The organism is Pseudomonas tremae, assembly GCF_023278125.1.
GTDB lineage: Bacteria > Pseudomonadota > Gammaproteobacteria > Pseudomonadales > Pseudomonadaceae > Aquipseudomonas > Aquipseudomonas tremae.
Genome location: NZ_CP066270.1, coordinates 3,660,339 through 3,681,044 on the forward strand (window position 1 = coordinate 3,660,339; position 20,706 = coordinate 3,681,044).

Annotated in this window: 16 protein-coding genes and 3 tRNA genes; 4 read left to right on the forward strand and 15 right to left on the reverse strand. The window is 59.7% G+C overall.

Going from position 1 to position 20,706, the window contains the following annotated elements:
- Nucleotides 1-6 precede the first annotated feature (6 nt).
- From I9H09_RS16515 to I9H09_RS16530, 4 genes are all read right to left on the reverse strand, one after another.
- The gene (locus I9H09_RS16515; RefSeq protein ID WP_122312702.1) at nt 7-879 is read right to left on the reverse strand and encodes a rhomboid family intramembrane serine protease; all 873 of its coding nucleotides are present in this window, start codon (nt 877-879) and stop codon (nt 7-9) included.
- Nucleotides 876-1,847: a metallophosphoesterase gene (locus tag I9H09_RS16520; RefSeq protein ID WP_005892304.1), complete on the reverse strand. Its 972-nt coding sequence runs from the start codon at nt 1,845-1,847 to the stop codon at nt 876-878. The genes I9H09_RS16515 and I9H09_RS16520 overlap by 4 nt, the downstream gene beginning before the upstream one ends.
- A complete protein-coding gene (locus I9H09_RS16525; protein WP_002554505.1) occupies nt 1,847-2,737 on the reverse strand; it encodes an NAD(+) kinase in 891 nt (296 codons plus the stop codon). The genes I9H09_RS16520 and I9H09_RS16525 overlap by 1 nt, the downstream gene beginning before the upstream one ends.
- A 143-nt stretch (nt 2,738-2,880) precedes the next feature.
- The gene (locus I9H09_RS16530; RefSeq protein WP_122323665.1) at nt 2,881-3,948 is read right to left on the reverse strand and encodes a GGDEF domain-containing protein; all 1,068 of its coding nucleotides are present in this window, start codon (nt 3,946-3,948) and stop codon (nt 2,881-2,883) included.
- 354 nt (nt 3,949-4,302) lie between these two features.
- On the opposite strand from I9H09_RS16530, the gene I9H09_RS16535 reads away from it, so the two are divergent.
- Complete coding sequence (locus I9H09_RS16535) at nt 4,303-5,286, forward strand: DUF1853 family protein (protein WP_122323664.1); 984 nt, start codon at nt 4,303-4,305, stop codon at nt 5,284-5,286.
- Here the strand turns inward: I9H09_RS16535 and I9H09_RS16540 are convergent.
- The 5 genes from I9H09_RS16540 to I9H09_RS16560 form a co-directional block, all read right to left on the reverse strand.
- A complete protein-coding gene (locus tag I9H09_RS16540; RefSeq protein WP_122323663.1) occupies nt 5,252-6,532 on the reverse strand; it encodes an arsenic transporter in 1,281 nt (426 codons plus the stop codon). The genes I9H09_RS16535 and I9H09_RS16540 overlap by 35 nt on opposite strands.
- On the reverse strand, nt 6,532-7,740 hold the full coding sequence (locus I9H09_RS16545; RefSeq protein ID WP_053480835.1) for an MFS transporter: 1,209 nt from the start codon (nt 7,738-7,740) through the stop codon (nt 6,532-6,534). Before I9H09_RS16545 ends, I9H09_RS16540 begins: the two co-directional genes overlap by 1 nt.
- 280 nt (nt 7,741-8,020) lie before the next feature.
- Entirely contained in the window at nt 8,021-9,358 is a 1,338-nt protein-coding gene (locus I9H09_RS16550; protein WP_122312399.1) for an MFS transporter, read from the reverse strand.
- A 147-nt stretch (nt 9,359-9,505) separates the two neighbouring features.
- Nucleotides 9,506-10,450: a 1-aminocyclopropane-1-carboxylate deaminase/D-cysteine desulfhydrase gene (locus I9H09_RS16555; RefSeq protein WP_053932516.1), complete on the reverse strand. Its 945-nt coding sequence runs from the start codon at nt 10,448-10,450 to the stop codon at nt 9,506-9,508.
- A 25-nt stretch (nt 10,451-10,475) separates the two neighbouring features.
- Nucleotides 10,476-12,515, reverse strand: a complete 2,040-nt coding sequence (locus tag I9H09_RS16560; protein ID WP_122347921.1) for an NADPH-dependent 2,4-dienoyl-CoA reductase — start codon at nt 12,513-12,515, stop codon at nt 10,476-10,478.
- A gap of 206 nt (nt 12,516-12,721) precedes the next feature.
- Here I9H09_RS16560 and I9H09_RS16565 point away from each other — a divergent pair, with 206 nt between their 5' ends.
- The 3 genes from I9H09_RS16565 to ilvA all read left to right on the forward strand — a co-directional run bounded on the left by I9H09_RS16565 (nt 12,722) and on the right by ilvA (nt 16,971).
- Nucleotides 12,722-13,852 carry a carbon-nitrogen hydrolase family protein gene (locus I9H09_RS16565; RefSeq protein WP_024689833.1) on the forward strand — a complete coding sequence of 377 codons (1,131 nt, stop codon included), beginning with the start codon at nt 12,722-12,724 and terminating at the stop codon, nt 13,850-13,852.
- A 2-nt stretch (nt 13,853-13,854) separates the two neighbouring features.
- A complete protein-coding gene (locus I9H09_RS16570; RefSeq protein WP_122323662.1) occupies nt 13,855-14,895 on the forward strand; it encodes an AraC family transcriptional regulator in 1,041 nt (346 codons plus the stop codon).
- 540 nt (nt 14,896-15,435) lie between these two features.
- A complete protein-coding gene (gene ilvA, locus I9H09_RS16575) occupies nt 15,436-16,971 on the forward strand; it encodes a threonine ammonia-lyase, biosynthetic (RefSeq protein WP_191867804.1) in 1,536 nt (511 codons plus the stop codon).
- Nucleotides 16,972-17,051: 80 nt separating this feature from the next.
- Here the strand turns inward: ilvA and I9H09_RS16580 are convergent, their stop codons facing one another.
- From I9H09_RS16580 to I9H09_RS16605, 6 genes are all read right to left on the reverse strand, one after another.
- Nucleotides 17,052-17,879, reverse strand: a complete 828-nt coding sequence (locus I9H09_RS16580) for a DUF2242 domain-containing protein (protein ID WP_122347888.1) — start codon at nt 17,877-17,879, stop codon at nt 17,052-17,054.
- 222 nt (nt 17,880-18,101) lie between these two features.
- Nucleotides 18,102-18,178 (reverse strand) — tRNA-Asp (locus tag I9H09_RS16585).
- Nucleotides 18,179-18,293: 115 nt separating this feature from the next.
- A tRNA-Asp gene (locus I9H09_RS16590) sits at nt 18,294-18,370 on the reverse strand.
- Nucleotides 18,371-18,465: 95 nt separating this feature from the next.
- Nucleotides 18,466-18,541 (reverse strand) — tRNA-Val (locus I9H09_RS16595).
- 149 nt (nt 18,542-18,690) lie between these two features.
- Nucleotides 18,691-19,497 carry an SDR family oxidoreductase gene (locus tag I9H09_RS16600; RefSeq protein ID WP_122323602.1) on the reverse strand — a complete coding sequence of 269 codons (807 nt, stop codon included), beginning with the start codon at nt 19,495-19,497 and terminating at the stop codon, nt 18,691-18,693.
- Entirely contained in the window at nt 19,494-20,705 is a 1,212-nt protein-coding gene (locus tag I9H09_RS16605; RefSeq protein WP_122323603.1) for an O-succinylhomoserine sulfhydrylase, read from the reverse strand. The genes I9H09_RS16600 and I9H09_RS16605 overlap by 4 nt, the downstream gene beginning before the upstream one ends.
- Nucleotide 20,706: the final 1 nt, after the last annotated feature.

The following is a 20,706-nucleotide window of genomic DNA, read 5'->3' on the forward strand; positions in this document are numbered from 1 at the left end:
GTGATTCTAGGCTTTGCGGCGTGCAACCACACCACCAAGCAAGCCGGTAACACAACCGATGATCAACCCGCCGACATGAGCTCCGTTGGCGATTTCGCCGAAGCCGAGCATGCTCACGAAACCTGACAGGCACAGCGCCAGCCAGACCAGCATCATGATCAATACACCACGCGGCAGGCGGTAGACCGGGTTGGGCGCCAGCATTTGAAAGATCCAGCAGTGGCCGAGCAGCCCGTACAGCACGCCAGACAACCCGCCAAACAGGCTCGGACCGCTGAACAGGTATTGCACATAATTTGAAACCGCTGAAAACAGCAGGGTGAGCAGCAATAACGGAAAACTGCCCTGGCGAATTTCGATGCGTCGACCTAACTCCCAGAACCACATGCCATTCATGGCCAGGTGCAGAATGCCGAAGTGGATCAACATCGGCGAGACGATTCGCCACCATTGCCCTGAAGCCAGGGTTTCGGACAATGGCAGAAACATCGCGTATTCACCATTGATGCGGAAATCCTGAAAAGTCAGCCAGCGGATGGCTTCCAGGTTGTCGCCCAACAGTGTCAGCCCTGCAACCAGCAAGGTGACCAGCAGCACCAAAGCTGTCACCGGACTGTTGCGCAACTGTTCGATCAGGCCAGCCGCCTTGGACCTGGGCGCCTGAGACGCGTCTGCCAGTTGAACATGCTCATCGCCCTCGGGGTAGCGCGTGTACAGCTCGCGCACCTCATCGGCCAGGCGCTCGGCATCAGGCACCCACAGCACCTGTTCTCCGACCTCTTCGCTGACCCGATGAGGGATCTGCAAGCGCTGCAGCAAACGAACGAACCCGCTCAAATCGGTCGTCAAAGGCAAGCGCAGAACGGCAACGGGACTCATTGTGAAACCTCGGGACGCTGAACATCGACCCAGACGAATTTATCCGGATCGATCTGTGTTTCGTGATCAAGCCGGTAGGCGACCAGTTTACCGTAGAGCACAGCGCTGTAATCCAGACAGGCCAGATTCGGCCGTATGGGTGCCGGCGGCCCGCTGCGCCAGTAATGACCGACGAACAGCAGCGGCTCGTTGATGCCATAGCGCAGCAATGCATTTTTTTCGGACGTGGACAACGGCGTCTTGGCCACACCTTCCGGCAATGCGTCGGGCTGAAAAACCACGTCGCCGTAAGTCTGTGGGTCATCTTCCCAGAACTTGGTCCTGAAGAACTCGCGGGTCAGTCCATCGCCGCCAGTCAGGGTAAGGCCGTGAGGAAGACGCATGTCGGTGCCGCGCAGCAGGCGGTTGAAGACATTGCTGGCGAAACTGCCGGGGACTGCCGAGGCCTGAACAAATGGCCTGTCGATGCAACCGTTGCCATACAGGCTGCGCAACGGGTCGATGAGGGTCGAATCCCAGCAGGCATGCACCACCCGGAAACGTCCGGCATCAATGTACAACGGCAGCTCATAGAACCAGTTGACGAACTCGCTCCACTCATCAGGATAATTTTCGAACTGAGCCAGTGTTTCGCCGATCAGCCGGGAATGACGCGTGGTGTGTTCACGCACAAACTGATGTCCGCTTTCGGGTAGCGCCGGTGTCACCCAGCCCAGCGCGTTGAATTCATGGTTGCCCATGATGCAGTGAGCCTGACCCGCCTGAACCATATCGCGCACGATATGCAGCGACTCGCGAATCAGCGGACCACGGTCGATGATATCGCCGAGAAATATGACGATGCGTTCAGGGTGGCGCCAAACGCCAGCCTGCAGACGATAACCGAGAAGCTCCAGCAAGTGCTCGAGGGTATGGGCACACCCGTGCACGTCACCGATCAGATCGTAGCCACGCGCAGGATCGAGCATTAATCTCCCCCGCCGCCGAGCTTGCTGCCCCAGCCGAGCTTGGTGCGACAGACCTCGTAATAATTATGGTCCAGCGGATGGATCAAGCGCAGTTTCTGCGGCTTCTTGCTGACGGTGATGGTGTCGCCGGGGGCGCAGGTAAAGTGATTCTGACCGTCGCAGGACACCTGCGGGTAAATGGTCATGTCCTTGGACACCACGATTTTCAGCTCGCTGTTGCCATCAACCACGATGGGCCGACCGGACAGCGTGTGCGGGTACATTGGCACGATGACAATGGCATCGAGCTTGGGGTGCATGATCGGCCCGCCGGCCGACAGCGCATAGGCGGTGGATCCGGTTGGCGTGGCAACGATCAGGCCGTCGGCCTTCTGGCTGCACACGAACTGGCCGTCGATGTATATCTCGAACTCGATCATTCGCGTGGACTTACCAGGGTGCAGCACCACATCGTTGAGCGCATCGCCCTGGCCAATGGCCTCGCCATGACGGCGTACTTCGGCCTGCAGCAGAAAGCGGTTTTCGACCAGGTAATGCCCGTCGAGCACTTCGGCGCATTTGACCTCAAGCTCGTCCGGCCGGATGTCAGTCAGAAAGCCCAGGCTGCCACGGTTGATACCCAGCACCGGCACATTGTGCCGGGCCAGCGCACGCGCGGCGCCCAGCAGACTGCCATCGCCACCGACCACAATAACCATGTCACAGACTTCGCCGAGCATCTTGCGCGACGAGGTCTGCAGACCGTGACCGGGCAAAACCTCGGCGATGGTCTCTTCTAGAATGACGTGCAGATGCCGGTCCAGCAGGAATCTCTTGAGCCGGCGAACAGTATCGAGCACCTGAACACTGCCCAGGCGACCGATGATGCCGATATTTCGAAATTGCTCCATGAGGCTCCTGCTGCGGTTCGAGACGACTTAAAACGCGATTATGGGCGAAACGGCCCGGCAGCAGCAAACCGAGTGTAAAAAGGATGACCAGCGCGCAAGCGTGCGGTACCTGCGCACTGCGAGAAAATTCCTTTCCGGCGAGGCTACGGCGTCAGCGGCCGAACCTTCTCACAACCATTTGCAGAACCTTGCACGGCCCCTTCGGCAATCGGCGCACCCTTCCAGAACGCCTGGTCCTTACCACCTCGCTTGGCCTGATAAAGATTGACGTCGGCCGTCTTGAGCACTTGCAGGCTGCTTGAGCCCGCGTCGATATTCGCCAGGCCTGCGCTGCAGGTCAACTTGCTGACGGCCTGCGTGGCTCTGATGGTGTCCAGCAGGCGCATCACGTAATCACTGGCGGCTTCTTCACTGGAGGCAGGCAGGATCACACCGAACTCCTCGCCCCCCATACGACCGAACGCAAGGCTGCCCCGAGTCTGTTGCAGGCAGGTAGCCATGAGGCGCAGGACATCATCGCCGGCATCGTGTCCGAACCGGTCATTGATATGTTTGAAGTTATCAATGTCGAGCATCAGAAAATAACCGGCACTGTTATGTGCCACGTGTTCATCCAGTGCCTGCATCAATGCACGACGGTTCAGTATATCGGTCAGGTCATCGGTCAACGACAGTTCGCGAAAACGGCTTTCCAGGGACAATACCTTGCGCAGGGTTCGGGTATAGGTGTGATTGAGTAATACCCCCAGGCTGATCGATGAAATAAAGAAAAGTATCATGAACACGTACGTCACACTGTCCTTGTCGACACCCTGCGCCGGAGACAGAATGACCCAGGAGAGTATCGACACCAGCAGATAGTCGCGGGTATACACCACCAATAATGTCGAGCACAGGATAATCATGATTGCGATCGGCAATGACCAATTGATTCCCAGGTCATTATTCAACCGAGTGACCTGCGAAAAGCACAGGGCCACGGTGACCACCGACGCCATGCCTGCGCCGCGCCAGACTCTGAAATCGGCAGCGCGATACTGCCATACGCACGTCACCATCATGGCGGCGGTCAGCAGCACCTCACGAACACCGCATTCGACATCGGGCGTCACAGTTAAAACAGCCAGCCAACAGACCAGTGCAATACATTGCACACGCGCTATCGCCGGTGAGAGCAGATGTTTTATACGTGTCTGCATTTCACCATTCATGGACCACTCCAGGCATTCCGTTTCCCGAGCACAATCGCTTTAAAAAGACTGCGTATGAACGCCGTCACCCTGTCCAGATGACGATATATAAACAGCGGCCCGATTTGAACACACTTGAAACAGTACGGGTGAATAAACATGATTGCACAGGCGACCGGTCTTTCATGCGAAAACATACAAAACCTGTTTGCCGCCTCGCGAATATCATTTATATCAGACATTGCCCCACCGGCAGGCGTGCATAATAAACACTCTCCGGCCCAGGGTAATATCTGTTTTCTTTCTTCAGTGCCGACCGCCTGAAACCTTTCATTCAGACTGTCTGTCGGCAGCGACTCACGCTATCCTCGGCACATGACTCTATTCCCCACGCTCATCGATCTGCCCCGCCAGTTGCGACACTCAGAAGTGCGCGACCTTGCCTGGGTGATCCTTGCGCCGCCCATGCTCGAAGCCACACCCTGGCCGCAGCGTCATCCACTGGCAGGTAGCGACTGGGTACAGGCCCCCGAGCAACTGGCGGCCTTTCTCTGGCAACTCGATCGGGACAGTGGCCCGCTGGAGAACTGGCTGGCACAGGCGACCACGCGGCGCTTGGGGCGCTATTACGAGCGGCTTTGGCAATTTGCGGTACAGCACGCGCCGGGGGTGGAGATCATTGCCGCCAACCTGCCGATCAGGCTGGGCAGCCAGACGCTGGGCGAACTGGACATGCTGTTACGTGATCGCGACGGTGTGCATCACGTCGAGCTGGCAATCAAGCTTTACCTCGGGCCACAGGATGGAGACGGATGCCCGCCGGAGCACTGGCTGGGGCCTGGCTGCAATGACCGGCTGGATCGCAAGCTTGCCCACCTGAGCCAGCATCAGTTGCCCATGTCTGCGCGCCCGGAAAGCCGCGCGACGCTGGCCGCGCTGGGTGTCGAAGCGTTCAATGCGGAGTTGTGGCTGGGCGGCTATCTGCTGTATCCGTGGCCGGGACCGTGTGAATCCCCGGAAGGTGCTCACCCCCAGCACCTCAAGGGACACTGGCTGCATCAGCGAGACTGGAGAGCATTTCATGTGCAAAGCCGGCCAGGCCGCTGGCAGCCTTTGCCTCGTCAAGCCTGGCTGGCGCCAGCGCTATATACCGAGGCCTGGACTGAACAACAACTTGAAGACTGGCTGACTGAGCTCGACCCGATGGCCCCGGCGCAATTGCTGGTCCGACTGAGCCAGGATGCGGCGGGCCATTGGCAGGAAGCCGAGCGGCTGTTTCTGGTGTCGGACATGTGGCCCAACCTGGCCGACACCAGTCATGCACTCAACCCAGTCGCAGTGCCAGCGCCGCCAGCGTGATGAGCAGCACGGGCACCGTCAGCACTATGCCGACCTTGAAGTAATAGCCCCAACTGATGGTAATACCCTTGCGCTCCAGGACGTGCAGCCAGAGCAGCGTCGCCAGGCTGCCAATCGGCGTGATCTTCGGCCCCAGATCGCTGCCGATCACGTTGGCGTAGATCATCGCTTCCTGGATCGCGCCGCTGGCATGGCTAGCGTCGATGGACAACAGCCCGATCAGCACCGTCGGCATGTTGTTCATGATCGACGACAGAAACGCCGTCATCACCCCAGTGCCCATTGCCGCGCCCCAGATACCATAGCCCGCGAACCAGTCCAGCAGACGGGCCAGATAATCTGTCAGACCGGCATTGCGCAGCCCGTAGACCACCAAGTACATGCCCAGCGAAAACACCACGATGTGCCACGGCGCTTCCTTCATCACTTTGCGCGTTTTGATGGTGTGGCCTTTGGCAGCGATGGCCAGCAACAGCAAGGCACACACCGACGAGATCGCGCTGATCGGAATGCCCAGCGGTTCAAGCGCAAAACAGCCCACCAGCAAAATCACCAGCACGGCCCAGCCAGCCATGAACGTGGCCCGGTCGTGGATGACAGTCTCGGGCTTGTCCAACTGCTCTGGCTCGAACTCGCGAGGAATATCGCGGCGGAAATACCACATCAGCACTGCGAGGGTGGCGGCGACGCTGGCCAGGTTGACCGGGACCATCACTGCAGCGTAACGATTGAAGCCGATCTTGAAATAGTCAGCCGAAACGATATTGACCAGGTTCGACACTACCAGCGGCAAGCTCGCCGTATCGGCAATGAAGCCGGCAGCCATTACAAATGCCAGGGTCGATGCCGCCGAAAAGCGCAGCGCCAGCATCATCGCGATGACGATGGGCGTCAGGATCAACACCGCGCCGTCGTTGGCGAACAACGCCGACACCAATGCACCAAAAAGCACGAACAGGGCGAACAGGCGTCGCCCGTTCCCCTTGCCCCAGCGCGCCACATGCAGCGCTGCCCATGCAAAGAAGCCCGCTTCGTCCAGCAACAGCGTGATGATGATCAGTGAAATGAACGTCGCGGTGGCGTTCCAGATGATGTCCCACACCACGGCGATATCACTGACTTGCACAACCCCGGTCAGCAACGCCAGAACGGCCCCCAGCACCGCACTCCAACCTACACCTAGCCCTTTGGGCTGCCAGATAACCAGTGTGATGGTGAACAGAAAGATCAGCGTTGCGATCAGCATTATTTGGTCCGTGGCAGAAGAATGGCGAGGATGCCGAGCAGCGGCAGGTAAGAACACAGCGTGTAGACGAACAGAATGCCCTGGCTGTCAGCCAGATAACCGAGCAAGGCGGCGCCGATGCCGCCAAAGCCGAACATCAGGCCGAAAAAGATTCCGGCGATCATGCCGACATTGCCGGGCACCAGTTCCTGGGCGTAGACCACGATGGCGGAGAACGCCGAGGCCAGCACGAAGCCGATAATCACGCTGAGCACGCTAGTCCAGAACAGGTCTGCGTAAGGCAGTGCCAGGGTGAACGGCGCAGCGCCGAGGATCGAAAACCAGATGACCGCCTTACGCCCGATTCGGTCGCCGATCGGACCGCCAAAAAAGGTCCCCGCCGCTACTGCTCCCAGAAACAGGAACAGGTGAAGCTGGGAACTTGCGACGGACAGGTCGAACTTCTCGATCAGGTAGAACGTGAAGTAGCTGGTCAGGCTGGTCATGTAGAAAAACTTGGAGAACACCAGAAACGCCAGCACGGCCAGCGAGGCAATCACCCGGTTTCTCGACAGACCGTGGGTGGCTGTCTGACCGGCCTTGAGCTTGAACAGATCAAGGTGGGCGCGATACCAGCGGCTGATGGCATACAGCAAGCCGAGCGAGAACAGGGCAAACAGCCCGATCCAGGCCACATTGCCTTGCCCGAACGGGATGATGATCGCCGCCGCCAGCAATGGACCGAACGCAGTGCCTGTGTTGCCCCCAACCTGAAAGGTCGACTGCGCAAGGCCGAAGCGCCCACCGGAGGCCAGCCGCGCAATACGCGAGGCTTCCGGGTGAAAGGTCGAAGAGCCGATGCCTATCAACGCCGCCGCCAGCAGAATCAAGGGAAAGCTGCCCACCAGCGACATCATGACAATGCCGATCAGGGTGCAGATCGAGCCGACCGGCAATACCAGCGGGTTGGGATGGCGGTCTGTGTAATAACCGACCCAAGGCTGCAGCAGCGATGCGGTGATCTGAAATGTGAGCGTAATCAGGCCGATCTGGGTAAAGCTCAGGTCGTAGCTTTCCTTCAGCATCGGGTAGATGGAAGGAAGGATGGCCTGGATCAGGTCGTTGATCAGGTGCGCCAGTGCAACGGCGCCGATAATGCGCATTACCAGCGGACTGGACTGAGAAGTTGTCGAGGCCTTCGCCGTCGTCGGCTGAGCACTGGTGGCCATGAGTTTCATCCGTAAAAAGGTTTTCGAGTCTCCCCGGACGGATGATTACAAAATGTGTCACGCGTACCCGGGCGCGCCAATGTGCCATTTTTCGGGGCGACTGTGCCACGTTTTGTTGCGTTTTTGCAGACGGGCCGAGAAGTGCTTCAGGAAGCCTCTTGTCTGCAACGCAGGAATACAGATGACTCTCGCGCCAGCTTCGCTGGGCATATGGTTCTGCACACCGCGCGGTGCAGATGTGTAACGCGGGGCGGCACAGGATGCATGCCAGCCGCGGCCCTCAAACAATCGAACCCAGCGCCGCTCCCTTGCCTGCAACCGGCACGTCGTGCAGCGAAATCTTCGAGGTCTCCGGCAGTGCCAGACCGCCCGCCAGTGCCAGCACTGCCACGGCCATCAGGTAAAACGCCGGCGACAGGTTGCTGCCGGTGATGCTGATCAGCCAGGTTGCCATCAGGGGCGCGGTGCCACCGAACAGGGTGTAGGCCATGTTGTAGGTGATAGCAGAAGCGGTATAGCGGGTACGGGTCGGGAAGGTTTCCGACAGCAACGCCGCCGTCACCACGCCGCACAGTACGGCGCCCACGGCCAGTAGCATTACGCCGATGATAGAAGCCACGAAGGAGCCGGAGCTGGCCATCAGGAATGACGGATAGACCACCACCATCAACAGAATGCAGGCAGTCGCCATCGTGGCACGACGCCCCACCCGATCCGAATACGCGCCGGCCACTGGACACAGCACAGCCGCGAAAGCCAGCGCGATCAGCGATACCAGCAACGCCATTGCCCTGCTCAAACCTCCAGCCACTTGCAGATAAGTCGCAAAATAGGTGGTGAACATGTAGAACGACAGCGCCGTGAGCGACACGAACGCCCCCAGACAGCATATGGCCCCCGCATGATGACGAAGGGTTTCGCTAAGCGGCGAGTGAGCCACCGCGTGCTCTTGAGTCACCGCCTGAAAAGCCGGGGTTTCGTCGAGCTTCCAGCGCAGGTAAAGCCCCACGAGCCCCAAAGGCGCAGCAATCAGAAACGGCAAACGCCAGCCCCAACTGCCCATGGCCTCAGCCGACAACGAAAACTCCAGTGCATAGGCCACAACGGCAGCAGCAGCGAAGGCGGAAAAGGTCGAGACCGGGACGAAGCTGCCATACCAGGCTCGCTGTGTGCGCGGCGCATGTTCCATGAGGTAGGCGCAGGCACCGGCGTATTCCCCTCCGGCTGAAAAGCCCTGCGCACAACGAATGAGGGTCAGCAGCACCGGCGCCATCACCCCTATTGCCGCATACGTCGGCAACAGGCCGATCAGTGTCGTCGCGCCAGCCATCAGCAGGATGGTCATAGCGAGGGTCTTCTTGCGCCCTATCCGGTCACCCAACATGCCAAAGAAAATCCCGCCCAGTGGACGAAACGCGAAGGCAACGGCAAACACGGCGAAGGTTTTCAGCAGTGCGGCGCTGCTGTCGCCACTGGGGAAGAATTGCAGGGCGATGGTGGTGGCCAGAAAGCCGTAGACGGCGAAATCGAACCACTCGACAAAATTACCAATGGCTGCGGCAACAATGACTTTCTTCAGCGTGGCAGGATCGACGTGCTCTGGAATGGTAGTTGTCATGCTGACCTCGGCGTCTTGATCTGGAAGGGGTCGATTATCGAGACAGTACCCCGTACGCCTTACTCCAGATGTGTCATCCACGTAGTCAGGGCCGACCTCTTGCCACCTATTCGGGCATGATCCATGCCAAAGGCTCTGGAACGACGCCTACAGCCGCATCGCCCGCCGCCCCTGCAGGCCTCCGGTATGAACGAAGATCAGACGCGCGCCTGGCTCGAAACGACCGGCCAGCACCTCGTTACGCAACGCCAGCAACGCCTTGCCGGTGTACAGCGGCTCGAGAGGCACGCCGCTCTGCGCTTCACTGCTGGCGATGAAGTCGAGCAACACCGCATCGGTTTTGGCGAACCCGCCCCGGCTGGCATCCAGCAGAACGCAGCCTGGTGGCGGGTCCGAAAAGGCTTTTGCCTGCGGCCCTGCCGCTTCGTTCAGCACAGCCACAATATTTTCAGCGACTCCGTGATCGTCAGGTACCGCCATCGCACCATAAACCGGGTGAGCGCCCGCCTCGGCCAGCAGCAGGCCGGCCACGGTCGTGCCAGTCCCGGCCGCAAGCCACCAGCTGTGGTAATCGGCCCAGCCCAGTTGCCCAAGCTGGCTTTTGACCATTTTCTGCAGCGCTGCACAGCCCAGAGCCCCGGCAAGCCCGCTGCCGCCTTCCGGAATCGGGTAGAACTCGGGATAGCGTTCCTGCCAAGGCTGCCAGAAATCTGCAGCATGCCGCTGTCGATAGCCGGCGTAACCCAGCCAGTGCAACTGCATGCCGAAGGCTTGCAGGTCCTGCACCGTCGGCGTCTGCCCGGCATGTCCACGCAACAGGCCAACCGTTGGAAAACCGAAGCGCTTGCCCGCTGCAGCCAAGGCATGCAGATGATTGGAGTGCGCCCCGCCGAGGCTGATCACGCCTTGCGCCCCGACCTTGGCGGCTTGCGTCAGGTGCTTGCTGAGCTTGAACCATTTGTTGCCGCTGATCAGCGGGTCGATCCGGTCCAGGCGCAGTATCGCCACCTCGACCCCGGCGTCTTGCAGCCAAGGCAGGTCGAGGCGTTGCAGCGGAGCAGTGGGTTGCCAGCCGAGAGCGTCAAAAATCATCCGCGCAGTTTACAGACAAGCTTTGTCAGAGCGCAGCAGCCAGACGTGATCCCTGGTCGATGGCGCGCTTGGCGTCCAGCTCGGCGGCCACATCCGCGCCGCCGATCAGATGCACGCTCTGGCCGCCCGCGGCGAGGTCGTCATACAGCTCGCGCAACGGGTCCTGGCCCGCGCAGATGACGATGTTGTCCACCGCCAGGAGTTTTTCTTCACCGTCTTCGCCAATACGGATGTGCAGCCCGGCGTCATCGATTTTCAGGTACTCGACACTGTTGAGCATCTGCACCTGTTTGTTTTTCAGCCCGGTGCGATGAATCCAGCCGGTGGTCTTGCCAAGGCCATCTCCGACCTTGGAGCTCTTGCGTTGCAACAGGAACACCTGGCGGGCCGGGGCGTGTACCTCGGGTTTGATCCCGGCGACACCGCCACGTGCCTCAAGCGTCGTATCGATGCCCCATTCTTTCCAGAACGCCTCACGATCCAGGCTGGTGGCCACGCCCTGTTGCACGAGAAATTCCGACACATCAAAACCGATACCACCTGCACCGATCACCGCGACGCTGTGACCGACCGGCTTGCGCTGCAGGATCACGTCCAGATAACTCAACACCTTCGGGTGCTCGATACCGGGAATGGCCGGAGTGCGCGGCGCAATGCCAGTGGCCAGAATCACCTCATCAAAGCCCGCGCCCAGCAGGTCCTGAGCCTTGACCCGCATGCCCAGGCGCAACCGCACGCTGGTGTCCTGAAGCTTGTTGCGGAAATAACGGAGGGTTTCGGAAAATTCCTCCTTGCCCGGTACACGCTTGGCAATGTTGAACTGGCCGCCTATTTCACTGGCCGAGTCGAACAGGGTCACCTCATGGCCACGCTGCGCAGCGACCGTCGCAGCGGCCAGACCGGCAGGACCGGCACCCACTACGGCAATTTTCTTGATCTGCAAAGCTGGCAAGTAGTTGAGTTCAGTTTCGTGACAGGCACGCGGGTTGACCAGACAACTGGTCAACTTGCCGCCGAAGGTATGGTCCAGACAGGCCTGATTGCAGCCGATGCACGTATTGATGCGGTCACCCTGGCCTGCCGCGGCCTTGTTGACGAATTCGGGGTCGGCCAGAAACGGGCGCGCCATCGAAACCATATCGGCATCGCCCTCGCTGAGGATGCGTTCGGCGACCTCCGGTGTGTTGATCCGGTTGGTGGTGATCAACGGAATACTCACCGAGCCCCGTAACCTGGCGGTAACCTTGCTGAATGCAGCGCGCGGCACCTTGGTGGCGATGGTCGGAATACGGGCTTCGTGCCAACCGATGCCGGTATTGATCAGCGTTGCGCCCGCCCGCTCGATCGCCTTGGCCAACTGGACGATTTCTTCCCAAGTACTGCCGCCCTCGACCAGATCCAGCATCGACAGACGAAAGATAATGATGAAATCGGCCCCGACCGCCTCACGCACGCGCGTCACGATCTCGACCGCCAGACGCATGCGGTTTTCATAGCTGCCCCCCCAGCGATCGGTCCGGTGGTTGGTGTGGGCGGCGAGGAACTGGTTGATGAAATAGCCTTCCGACCCCATGATTTCGACGCCGTCGTACCCGGCACTACGGGCCAGGGTCGCACAGTTCACAAAATCGCTGATCTGCTTTTCAATGCCTTCTTCGTCCAGTTCACGGGGTGTGAACGGGTTGATCGGTGCCTGAATGGCACTCGGCGCGACCTGCTTGCGGCTATAGGCGTAGCGACCGGCATGCAGGATCTGCAGGCAGATCTTGCCACCGGCATCGTGAACTGCCCGGGTGACCGTGCGATGCTGCTCCGCCTCTTCGGCATTGGTGAGCCTGGCTGCGCCATCGTAGACCCCGCCCTCTTCGTTTGGCGCTATGCCGCCCGTTACCATCAGACCGACCCCGCCACGTGCGCGCTCGGCAAAATACACGGCCATACGCTCGAAGCCACCCGGACGCTCTTCAAGACCGGTGTGCATCGAACCCATCAGGGTGCGGTTGCGCAACGTCGTGAACCCCAGGTCCAGCGGGGCCAGCAGGTGGGGATAAGGGGCAGCAGTCATGGCAAAGCTCCATCGAGTCAATCACGGAAAAACAGAAACCTCTGCGGGTTCTCTGATGTATCAGGCCACAGTAAACAGCCCGTCAACGCCACTCAATGACCGAAAGTGACAAGTTATTGATCCAAACGCGCAGCGGCACTTGGCAAGCGCTCAACGTAGCCCTACCCTAGTCGACACTTTCCCGATGGCAGCCATCCGGCCTATTTATGCGCAAACTTTTCGCCATCTGTCTGATCCTCCTGGGCGCAATCAGTCTGGGCAGCTACCTGATCTGGACCGAACAACGCCCGGCGGGTCACTACCTGTCCGACCTGCGCATTCGACTGGCAGTCAATGAAGGCGATCCGAGCGAACGCGGAAACCTTCTGGGCATCGAGCCAGAGCTGTTCCCCACGGACTATCAAAACATCGACCATTTGCATCGCAAGCTGGCCGCCTACCTGCAACAGGCTCGTGATTACGGGCTGATCAATGCCAGAACGGTAGTGGTCATGCCGGAACATATTGGCACTTGGCTGTTTGCCAGCGGCGAAAAGGATCAGCTCTATCAGGCCGCCACGGTAGACGATGCAATGGAATGGCTGGCCTGGAGTAACCCGCTGCAATTCATCACGGCCCTGCTCGGCGCCGAAGGCAATAACCGTCTGGACGACGCGCACCTGCGCACTAAAGCCAGCGATATGGCCCGCGACTACCAGACACTGTTCGGCGGTCTGGCAAAAGAGTTCGGCGTGACGCTGGTGGCAGGCTCGATTGTGCTGCCGGACCCAAGCGTCGAAGGTGGTCAGCTGAAGATCGGCCAAGGCGCCCTGTATAACAGCAGCGTGACTTTCGACAGTGACGGCCACCCACTCGGGCAGCCGCAGCGTCAGCTTTACCCGGAGCGGCACCAGAAACGATATGTGCGCGCAGCGAGCGAGGCGCCGCTGAACGTGATCGATACGCCCGCTGGGCGCCTGGGTGTTCTGATTGGCAGCGACAGCTGGTATCCGGACAACTACGCCCGCCTCAACCAGAGCGGTGCTGAACTGATCGCCGTGCCGGCCTTCGTGATCGGCAAGGCTAGTTGGTCGCAACCGTGGCGCAAGCCTGCACATTCAGGCATCGAAATGGCCACCGATCATCCGAGTACGGGCGAAGCGTGGCGTCGGCTGACACTAATCAGTCGCCCTCCGCAAAGCTCGGCAAAGGCTGGAATAAGCGTGTTCATGCGCGGGCAGTTCTGGAATCAGGGAGTTGCCGGGCAGAGCTTTGCCAGCCACGACGGCCAGACCATTGCCGAACCCCAGCCTGACAGCAGCGCAGGCGGCGCTCGCCTGATCAACCTCTGGCTTTGACAATGCCGACATCGCCCCTGCGCCTCGGCGACCTGTCGGTGGGGTTCATCCAGAGCCTCACCGATGCCGTCCACAGCTTCGACAAGGACCCCGCCCCGCTGCTGGAACAGTACGGCCTTGACCCTGCGCGCCTGAGCCAGGCCGGCGCTCGCCTGTCGATCCCGCGCTACATGCGCCTGGGCCATGCCGCGATCCAGCTCACCGGCCAGCCCGATCTGGGCTTGCGCATGGGAGAACTCAGCCGCTTCGCTCAGGCAGGCCTGGCGGGAGTGACCGCAGCGCAGGCCCCTACCGTGCGAGAAGCGGCACGCACCCTGACCCGTTTCGAACCGCTGTACGGCTCCAACTACCGTGGCCAGTCAAGCCTTCATGAGGATGCCGACGGTGCCTGGATGCGTTTTTATTCGATAAGCCCCTATAACGCCTACAACCGTTTCGTGGTGGACTCCATCCTTGGCGGCTGGCTCGCTCAACTCTCGGCGCTGGCGGGCACCGAGCTGCGCGCGCAACGGGTCGAAATCGAATTCGACGCGCCTGGGTACGCACACCGATACGTCAGCCTTAGCGATCATCCGGTGATATTCAGCGCGGCCACCAATCAGTTGCGTCTGGATCAGGCCAGCCTGGCGTTACGTAACCCGGAGCATTGCCCGAGTACCTGGCGACACCTGCTGCAGCTATGCGAAAGAGAACTGGAGCAACAGACCCGCACGCGCAGCCTGCGTGAGCGCATCATTCAGTTGCTCGGGCCATTGTTGAGCGGCGGTAGAGAACCAGATCTGGAAGAAGTGGCGGCAAGACTCAAGCTGCCGACATGGACGCTGCGCCGCAAACTGGCCGAGGAAGGCACACGCTTTCGCGCCGTGCTCAATGACACGCGGCGTGACTTGGCAATGACGTACATTCGAGACACTGAACTGGCGTTCGGGGAGATAGCGTATCTGCTGGGGTTTGCTTCGGCAGAAGCCTTTCAACGCGCCTTTAAACGCTGGAACGGACAGACCCCGGGAGAGTTCCGCCGCAGCCAGCGCCAAAGCGCCTGAAGCCCTTCATAACTCGGTAGCGTCGTCGGCAGGTTCTACAGGGTCCAGTTCCGATGCACGGTATTCGAGTAGTTCTTCCTGGTATTCGTCCATTTCTTCGCCCTCTTGGCTGATTGAGTGTGCTTGACCATCAAGCTGAAATAACTGACCGCAAGATCAACATTAAAGTGCCAATGTGAAATAAAAATGTTGATTCCCGTCAAACAGACGAAAAACACCCAGACAGATTCACCAGCCGTACTGATACGTTTGCTGCAAGCTCGCTATTGACTTGCCGGCCTGTGTCGACCTAACCTCCAGCCCATGAACCGCATAAAGCAAAACGTCTGCCAGATTATTATTACCGTCATGGCGGGTTAGCCGACGTTTGCAAAAAACCCCGCCCTGGAGGCGGGTTTCTTCTGTCTCCCGGGCCACATCATTCAGCCAGGAGTCAGACATGATCGCCACCCTTCGCTCTATCACCTCTATCGCAACCTTGAACCTGATGATCGGTTTGCCGCCTTCTGTCGCACTGCGCACGCCTGAAGGATCGACACGATGAGCCAAGGCCAAGCCGATCTGCTCAACTATTACGCTCGCAAGATCCTCACCTCCCGCGTCTACGACGTTGCCATCGAAACGCCGCTGCAAGGCGCTCGCCAGCTGTCCGAGCGGCTGAACAATCAGGTGCTGCTCAAGCGCGAGGACCTGCAGCCAGTGTTCTCTTTCAAGATTCGTGGCGCGTACAACAAGCTGGCGCAACTGAGCGCAGAAGAAACGGCACGCGGCGTAGTCACGGCCTCGGCGGGCAACCATGCGCAAGGCCTGGCGCTGGCGGCGAAAGAGCTGGGCATTCTGGCCACCATCGTCATGCCGCGCACCACGCCGGAGATCAAGGTGGAAGGCGTGCGCTCGCGCGGGGCCACGGTGGTGTTGCACGGCGATTCCTTCCCTGAAGCGCTGGCCTATTCGCTGAAACTGGTCGATGAACAGGGTTTTGTGTACATCCACCCGTACGACGACCCCGACACCATTGCCGGGCAAGGCACAGTGGCGATGGAGATTCTTCGCCAGCAACCGGGCCAGCTGGACGCGATTTTCGTGCCGGTGGGCGGCGGCGGTCTGATCGCAGGAATCGCGGCTTACGTGAAGTACCTGCGCCCGGAAATCAGGGTGATCGGCGTCGAGCCGGACGACTCCAACTGCCTGCAGGCGGCGATGGCGGCTGGCGAGCGCGTAGTGCTGAGCCAGGTCGGCTTGTTTGCCGATGGCGTGGCAGTGGCGCAGATCGGTTATCACACCTTTGAAGTGTGTCGTCATTATGTCGATGAAGTGATCACCGTCAGCACCGATGAAATCTGCGCTGCGATCAAGGACATCTACGACGACACCCGCTCCATCACCGAGCCGTCCGGCGCGCTGGGCGTGGCGGGGATCAAGAAGTACGTCGAACAACGCGGCGTGAAAGGGCAGACGCTGGTAGCGATCGATTCAGGTGCCAACGTCAACTTCGACCGCTTGCGCCATGTGGCCGAACGCGCCGAACTGGGCGAAGGCCGCGAGGCAATCATCGCCGTGACCATCCCCGAACAGCCAGGCAGCTTCAAGGCCTTCTGCGAAGCGATCGGCAAACGACAGATCACCGAATTCAACTACCGCTACCACACTGCCCGCGAAGCACACATCTTCGTCGGCGTGCAAACTCATCCGGAAAACGATCCGCGCAGCGCATTGATCGCCAGCCTCACCGGGCAGGGCTTTCCGGTGCTTGACCTGACTGACAACGAACTGGCCAAACTGCACATTCGGCATATGGTCGGCGGGCATGCCGAGCGCGTCGACGATGAAGTGGTGCTGCGCTTCGAATTCCCGGAACGGCCGGGCGCGCTGTTCAACTTCCTCAACCGCCTGGGCGGCCGCTGGACCATTTCGATGTTCCACTACCGCAACCACGGCGCGGCGGATGGCCGGGTGGTGGCTGGTTTGGTGGTGCCAGAAGAAGAACGGCATCTGGTAGGCGCGGCGCTGGACGAGATCGGCTACCCGTACTGGGACGAGAGCGAGAACCCGGCGTATCGATTGTTTTTGGGCTGATGCCGAAACGCGGAGCGTCCTGAAATGCATGCCGACGCGGAGCATCGGCACCATGGTTACCTGACGTTCTGAATCAAACCTTACTGTATAGGGGCGTGCTCAAGCGGCGCAGGGTTAGCTTTTTCTGTCGGCTCGGCGGCTGGCGCCTCGATGGTTTCTGCCTTGAAGGATGCAGGTTCGGCGGGGGCTGGCACAGGCTCGCTTGCCGCAGGCGGCGTGGCAGACTCCACAGCAGGTTCTACTGCCTTGGGTTTCGATTCCCGGGACTCCGGGGCCAGCCTGGACGGCTCGGCTGCCTTGGCCGGTTCAGCGGCGGCAGGTGCCACATCCGGAACGCCCAGGTCCGCCTTCGGCTTTTCTACAATATGCGCGGCCTTTTTCACTTCAGGTGGCAGGAAGTTTTCCACCAGACCGAAAAAGCGCTCATAGAACTTCGCCGACGAAACCGTCTCGCTGGCAACTTTGACCATCGAATCATCGGTAGAACCAATTGGCATCGAGACAGAACCCAATACTCCGACCCCGAGGCTGGCGGAGTTATTGGTCTTCTTCAGGGCATAACGGTCCTGCAACGCATTGGCGAACATGGTGGAGTTGCCATCTTTCATGTCAGCCGCACACACCAGATTGAAGCTGATCTCGATGTGAGTATCACCGGTTTGCTGAAAGCTCTTGCGACCGGCGACCATCTTCGGATCGTTGCTGGTGATGATGTAGCCCTGACTCAGCAAGGCACGTCGCCCCGCTTCGCAATATGCCAGGTCGGTCGCAGGATAGCTGCGTGAGAAGGTTCCGGCGTCGTCGAAGTGCTCGTGATCATAAATCGCCTGTTTGGGCGATGAACAGCCCGCTGCCATCAACAGGACAGAGGCCCACAATGCGGTGCGAAGGTTCAATAGCTTAAACATCGAGAATCCTGAGGAAGGAAGAGTCTGCCAGCAAGACTGCGAACTGGGAAATGGCGGTAAGTCTGCAACAAGGGAGACGTTGTATCAACGTACAGTTCAAAAAGGATCTGAAAGCATTGCCCAGCCTCTATCTGCGCCGCATAAAACGCAGGCAACAAAAAAGCGACCCTTAGGTCGCTTTTCTATTTGCTTCAAGGAGTTCAAGGGCCTTGAAGCGGTGTATGGCGCAGCGGACGGGACTCGAACCCGCGACCCCCGGCGTGACAGGCCGGTATTCTAACCGACTGAACTACCGCTGCGTATCGCTTTGAAACTGTTTGAAACAACCCTTAACAGGCTTGCTTCCTGTACATCTGACTGAAACGCCCTTTGGCTTGTCAATCGCAGACCCGGCGAACCCGATCTGTACAAATATGGCGCAGCGGACGGGACTCGAACCCGCGACCCCCGGCGTGACAGGCCGGTATTCTAACCGACTGAACTACCGCTGCGCATTGTGGACTTGCGTCCGTATAACCGTTTTTGAAACAATTTTGAAAGCTCTCATACTTCAGCCTTCAAACTCAACGATGCGCCAATCTTACGATGGTGGGTGATGACGGGATCGAACCGCCGACCCGCTGCTTGTAAGGCAGCTGCTCTCCCAGCTGAGCTAATCACCCTTTGCTTCGTTGAGGCCGCGAAATTTACGCACCTAACGAACCTAAGTCAATACCCTGATTGAAGTTTTTTGAAAAACCGCTTCAATCGCTGACCCTTTACCACACATCAAAAGAACAGCAAAGCACCAATCCCGCAACGCTGCGCAAAACTATTCGGCGTAGACCATTTTCCGGGTCATGCCGCCGTCTACGACAAACTCCTGACCGGTCACAAACCCGGCGTTTCGCGACAACAACCAGGCAACCATCGCCGCCACATCCTCGACTGTCCCTACCCTGCCCGCCGGATGCTGGGCATGATCGGTCTCGGACAAGGGTTCGGCGCGGCGCAACGACGGATCGCGCGCGTCAATCCAGCCAGGGCTGACCGCATTGACCCTGATTTCAGGCCCCAGACTGATTGCTAGCGCATGCGTCAACGCCGTCAGACCGCCCTTGCTGGCCGCATAAGCCTCAGTGTCGGGTTCCGACTGCCTGGCGCGCGTTGAAGTCAGATTGACGATACTGCCGCAGTGCGCACGCAAATAAGGCGCGCAGTGCTTGGCCAATAACATCGGCCCACCGAGATTGACCGCCAGTACCCGGTTCCAGTGAGACAAATCCAGGCTTTCGAGAGTGGTGTTATGTGGATCAGCGACCGCTGCGTTGCATACCAGTGCGTCCAGACGGCCGAACTTCCTGAGCACTTCAGCCACACCTTGGGCGACCTGCTCTTCACTCGCGACGTCCATGGCTATGAACAAAGCGTTGTCACCCAGCACGCGGGTTACTTTCGCACCGCGTGCACGGTCCAGATCGGTCAACACCACCTGCCAGCCTTCGGCAATCAGCCACGCCGCAATGCCCAGCCCGATGCCGCGCGCAGCCCCGGTCACCAGCGCGACGCGACCGTTGTGGGTACCTGCAAACTTCAGCGCCCACTCCTGACCTATCTCAGCGCTCACCGTATCACTCACAACGCCGCCAGACCGCGTGCCAGGTCGGCCTGGAGGTCAGCAACGTCCTCAAGACCTACCGCCACCCGGATAAGACTGTCGCGAATGCCAGCCGCTTCACGCTCCTGCGGGGCCAGACGGCCATGCGAGGTTGTGCTCGGGTGGGTAATCGTGGTTTTGCTGTCGCCCAGGTTCGCGGTGATCGAGATCAGACGCGTGGCGTCGATAAAGCGCCATGCGCCATCCTTGCCACCTTTGACCTCGAAGCTCACGACCGCACCGAAGCCCTTTTGCTGACGCTGGGCCAGCTCATGCTGCGGATGGCTCTTGAGCCCGGCGTAGTGGACCTTCTCGATACCGTCCTGCTGCTCGAGCCATTCGGCCAGCGCCTGAGCGTTGGCACAATGAGCACGCATCCGCAGGTTGAGGGTTTCGAGGCCCTTGAGGAAGATCCATGCGTTGAACGGGCTGAGTGTCGGCCCGGCCGTACGCAGAAAACCGACCACTTCCTTCATCTGCTCGCTGCGACCTGCAACCACACCGCCCATGCAACGGCCCTGGCCATCGATGAACTTGGTGGCCGAATGCACAACGATGTCGGCCCCCAGCAGCAACGGCTGTTGCAAGGCTGGCGTACAGAAGCAATTGTCGACGATCAGCATCGTGCTTTTGGCATGAGCGATCTCGGCCAGACCGGCGATGTCGACCAGCTCGGCCAATGGATTGGAGGGCGACTCGACGAACAGCATTTTGGTGTTGGTCTTGATTGCCGCTTCCCAACCACTAAGATCAGCCAGCGGAACGTAATCCACCTCGATACCGAAGCGCTTGAAATACTTGTCGAATAGGCTGATCGTGGAGCCAAACACGCTGCGCGACACCAGAACATGGTCACCGGCACTGCACAGGCTCATCACCACCGCGAGGGTTGCGGCCATGCCGGTGGCCGTGGCGACGGCCTGCTCGGCGCCCTCAAGCGCGGCAATGCGCTCTTCGAAAGAGCGCACGGTCGGGTTGGTGTAACGCGAGTAGACGTTGCCAGGCACCTCGCCGGCAAAACGCGCAGCCGCATCGGCGGCCGTGCGAAATACGTAGCTGGAGGTAAAGAACATGGGGTCGCCATGTTCGCCTTCCGGTGTGCGATGTTGCCCGGCACGTACGGCGAGGGTATCGAAACCCACGCCTTCAAGGTCGCTGTCCAGCCGCCCTGCATCCCATTCCTGAGTCATG

Bases quoted from the DNA above. Each gene is read 5' to 3' on its own strand.
- I9H09_RS16545 (WP_053480835.1), bottom strand. From the start codon at position 7,740: ATGGCCACCAGTGCTCAGCCGACGACGGCGAAGGCCTCGACAACTTCT.
- I9H09_RS16555 (WP_053932516.1), bottom strand. From the start codon at position 10,450: ATGATTTTTGACGCTCTCGGCTGGCAACCCACTGCTCCGCTGCAACGC.
- I9H09_RS16525 (WP_002554505.1), bottom strand. From the start codon at position 2,737: ATGGAGCAATTTCGAAATATCGGCATCATCGGTCGCCTGGGCAGTGTT.
- I9H09_RS16535 (WP_122323664.1), top strand. From the start codon at position 4,303: ATGACTCTATTCCCCACGCTCATCGATCTGCCCCGCCAGTTGCGACAC.
- ilvA (WP_191867804.1), top strand. From the start codon at position 15,436: ATGAGCCAAGGCCAAGCCGATCTGCTCAACTATTACGCTCGCAAGATC.
- I9H09_RS16530 (WP_122323665.1), bottom strand. From the start codon at position 3,948: ATGAATGGTGAAATGCAGACACGTATAAAACATCTGCTCTCACCGGCG.
- I9H09_RS16570 (WP_122323662.1), top strand. From the start codon at position 13,855: ATGCCGACATCGCCCCTGCGCCTCGGCGACCTGTCGGTGGGGTTCATC.
- I9H09_RS16515 (WP_122312702.1), bottom strand. From the start codon at position 879: ATGAGTCCCGTTGCCGTTCTGCGCTTGCCTTTGACGACCGATTTGAGC.
- I9H09_RS16520 (WP_005892304.1), bottom strand. From the start codon at position 1,847: ATGCTCGATCCTGCGCGTGGCTACGATCTGATCGGTGACGTGCACGGG.
- I9H09_RS16580 (WP_122347888.1), bottom strand. From the start codon at position 17,879: ATGTTTAAGCTATTGAACCTTCGCACCGCATTGTGGGCCTCTGTCCTG.
- I9H09_RS16560 (WP_122347921.1), bottom strand. From the start codon at position 12,515: ATGACTGCTGCCCCTTATCCCCACCTGCTGGCCCCGCTGGACCTGGGG.
- I9H09_RS16605 (WP_122323603.1), bottom strand. From the start codon at position 20,705: ATGACTCAGGAATGGGATGCAGGGCGGCTGGACAGCGACCTTGAAGGC.
- I9H09_RS16540 (WP_122323663.1), bottom strand. From the start codon at position 6,532: ATGCTGATCGCAACGCTGATCTTTCTGTTCACCATCACACTGGTTATC.
- I9H09_RS16550 (WP_122312399.1), bottom strand. From the start codon at position 9,358: ATGACAACTACCATTCCAGAGCACGTCGATCCTGCCACGCTGAAGAAA.
- I9H09_RS16565 (WP_024689833.1), top strand. From the start codon at position 12,722: ATGCGCAAACTTTTCGCCATCTGTCTGATCCTCCTGGGCGCAATCAGT.